We start from the raw sequence: 2572 nt of genomic DNA on the forward strand, positions 1-2572 counted from the left end.
GCAAATGCGAAGCGGTCGTTTCAACAATGTCAATTTCTCCGTATTGGGCAGAGCATTCACCGACTCATGGAACAACTGGTATTTTTCATTGAATGTATTCCATGCTCCTTCCGAAAAATCCTGAACAAGGAAATCAATTTCCTTCTGGACCTCAATAAATAGTCCTCCGAGCATGCGTTGTGTTCTGATCGCAATTTCCGAGTGATTGTAATGCTGAATATTATCGATGTTTTTGATAAATATTAAATCTGCATCCACCTGGTTGAAATTCTCCAAAAGTGCTCCATGACCCGCAGGACGAGTGAGAATATCTCCTTCCGGCGACACAATCGGTTCGAAGTCATTATCAAATGCAATGGCATTCGTTTCCGGGTTCTGAACGGAAAAATCCACGTCAAATTTTCGTGAGGTCATTCCCTCCAGAAACTCCAGCTGACGCTGAATATATTCCTGAAATTTCGGTTGAATGGTAAAATGGAACGAACAGGCATTCTGAGTAATCAACTGTCCCTGAACAACGTGTTCCTGGATCGGACACAACAGGAAAGGTCCGTTCTTATGAAACGGAATCAACCCTTTCGGCAAATGTGCCAAACCATATCCTTTGTTATTGAGAATAAACGATACAAACGCATCCAAATCCATACTGCGGTTTCTCAAAGCCTTTTGAATAGATGCAGGAAACTGATAGAAAAAAGCAAAATCCTCAATGTGCGTTAAAAAGCGTTCTACATAACCGCTATTGCTTTCATTCGGATTATCCAGGAACTCAAACAGGAAATGAAACATCCTGGAACCGGATCCTGAAGCAGGAATAAAGAATGCAACTTTTTTATCCGACTGGTAAAATGACTGAGCCAGATCTTCTATTTTATCTTCCGACAATGCGATGATTCCTTCATGAATCTTACAAGCCGAAACCAGGTTCAGACTTGGTTGAGGGGCGCGCAAGCGTTCGAGCTGTATTTCTATTGTAGTTTTTAGCATAAGCATGCTTTCTGTAGCCTTTTTTTGTTTCTTTGTGCCATGCAAAATTCCAGATCAATTTTCGGATTTTTACTTCAATCAAAAGGCAGACATGGTATTCATTCTCCCTTTGTCTTTGACTTTGTTGACAACTGTTTAACGACAAAAGTGGATAAAAATTTCCTCACTTCCCGAAAAATTTGGCAACAATTCACCAAAAAGAACCGTGAGACTTTCAAAATCAAAGATTTAGGAGCCGGATCAAAGCAAATGGGAAGCAAAAGATCAGTTGCTGAACTGGCTAAAAAAGCAGGCAGCAATGGCCTTTACGGAGAATTGTTGTGGAAAATTGCGCATTATTACAAACCCGCATTCATGCTCGAACTCGGCACTTCTATCGGAACAGGAAGCATTCATCTGAAAGCGGGAAATCCGGACTCGCATTTAATGACAGTGGAAGGCTGTGACGCGATTCTCTCCAAAGCGCTTCAGCAATTCGACTATTGGAAATTATCCGGTATCACGACGATTTGCAGCCCTTTTGACGACTTCCTTCAGCTTCCACCCATCGGGAAATACGATTTGATCTTTATAGACGGAAATCATTCGGGAGAAGCAACATTGAGTTATGTCAACAAATTATTTGAACAGTCCCACAATCAAACGATTTTCATCCTGGATGACATCCGCTGGAACGACGACATGTGGCACATGTGGCAACAGCTGGTTTCGGACGAACGGTTTCATGTTTCGATTGACCTGGGAAGAATGGGTTTGTTATGGCGACGGGAAGAACAAACAAAAGAACATTTCGTGCTCCGTCCGAAAATTTTTAAAACCAAATTGTTTTGAAAATACCAATAAAAAAGTAGGCACACGATGCATCGCGTGCCTATTGTTTATGATTTTATTACTGTTTTCTTACTTCGGAGCAGAACCCATCGTAACCACATACCGAAGAATTTTTTCTTCTCCTGCAGCATCCAATACATTTCCGTTCTTACTGTTTGCCTTTTTCACCATGCGCGGAACAATCGTTTTCCACTCTTCTTCCGTTCTGGATGCAGGTTTTTTCAGTCCGTGACACAAAGCGCAGTTCGCTTCGAACAACTTCTTCCCGTCATTCAGATCTGTTAACGTATATCCGGGAAATTTATCCTTTACGCGTTCAACATCTGCCTGAGAAGGCATGGATTCGACTTTCGCGCCACCGCTATTCTTCGCTGTTCCGCACGCCACCAGGATAGCGGTACAAGCAATTGCTACTAATAATTGGTTCTTCTTCATAACTACTTTTGATATAATGGTGTTCGTTTCAGGAGGTAATTCAAGGTTACTTTGTAAGCATCATCCGAACTCCAGAAAGACTGATGATTCTGTGAAAAGATAGTTTCCCCCTTATCTGTATAGATATTCATGGTCACATTCGTCGAATAATTTTGTGTACTATACGATGACGAATATCCGTTTACCGTTCCGACGGTTCTGTTATTACTTTGATTTGTTTTTGCGTTCACCGTTGTGGAACCGCTCGAATTGCTGCTTACAGAAGTTAAATCCTGTGTAATTGTTCCCTGTACAACATATTCCACTCCCAGGATATTGC

The 2572-nt window shown here is 41.6% G+C and carries 4 protein-coding genes; 1 reads left to right on the top strand and 3 read right to left on the bottom strand.

The features are described 5' to 3' along the window. On the bottom strand, positions 1 to 1032 hold a 1032-nt coding region (locus tag Q1V93_RS13040; RefSeq protein WP_300665311.1), incomplete at its 3' end, for a DUF4301 family protein. A gap of 102 nt (positions 1033 to 1134) precedes the next feature. Between Q1V93_RS13040 and Q1V93_RS13045 the strand changes: the two genes are divergently transcribed. Further along, positions 1135 to 1818 carry a class I SAM-dependent methyltransferase gene (locus Q1V93_RS13045; RefSeq protein WP_300665312.1) on the top strand — a complete coding sequence of 228 codons (684 nt, stop codon included), beginning with the start codon at positions 1135 to 1137 and terminating at the stop codon, positions 1816 to 1818. A 69-nt stretch (positions 1819 to 1887) separates the two neighbouring features. Here Q1V93_RS13045 and Q1V93_RS13050 read toward each other — a convergent pair whose 3' ends face one another. Together Q1V93_RS13050 and Q1V93_RS13055 are read right to left on the bottom strand one after the other, a co-directional pair. Continuing rightward, positions 1888 to 2253, bottom strand: a complete 366-nt coding sequence (locus Q1V93_RS13050) for a cytochrome c (protein WP_300665313.1) — start codon at positions 2251 to 2253, stop codon at positions 1888 to 1890. A gap of 2 nt (positions 2254 to 2255) precedes the next feature. Further along, positions 2256 to 2572, bottom strand: a 317-nt coding sequence (locus Q1V93_RS13055; protein ID WP_300665315.1) for a hypothetical protein, incomplete at its 5' end; no start/stop codon positions are given.

This window comes from Fluviicola sp., from assembly GCF_030151805.1.
GTDB lineage: Bacteria > Bacteroidota > Bacteroidia > Flavobacteriales_D > Crocinitomicaceae > Fluviicola.

Bases quoted from the DNA above. Each gene is read 5' to 3' on its own strand.
- Q1V93_RS13050 (WP_300665313.1), bottom strand. From the start codon at position 2,253: ATGAAGAAGAACCAATTATTAGTAGCAATTGCTTGTACCGCTATCCTG.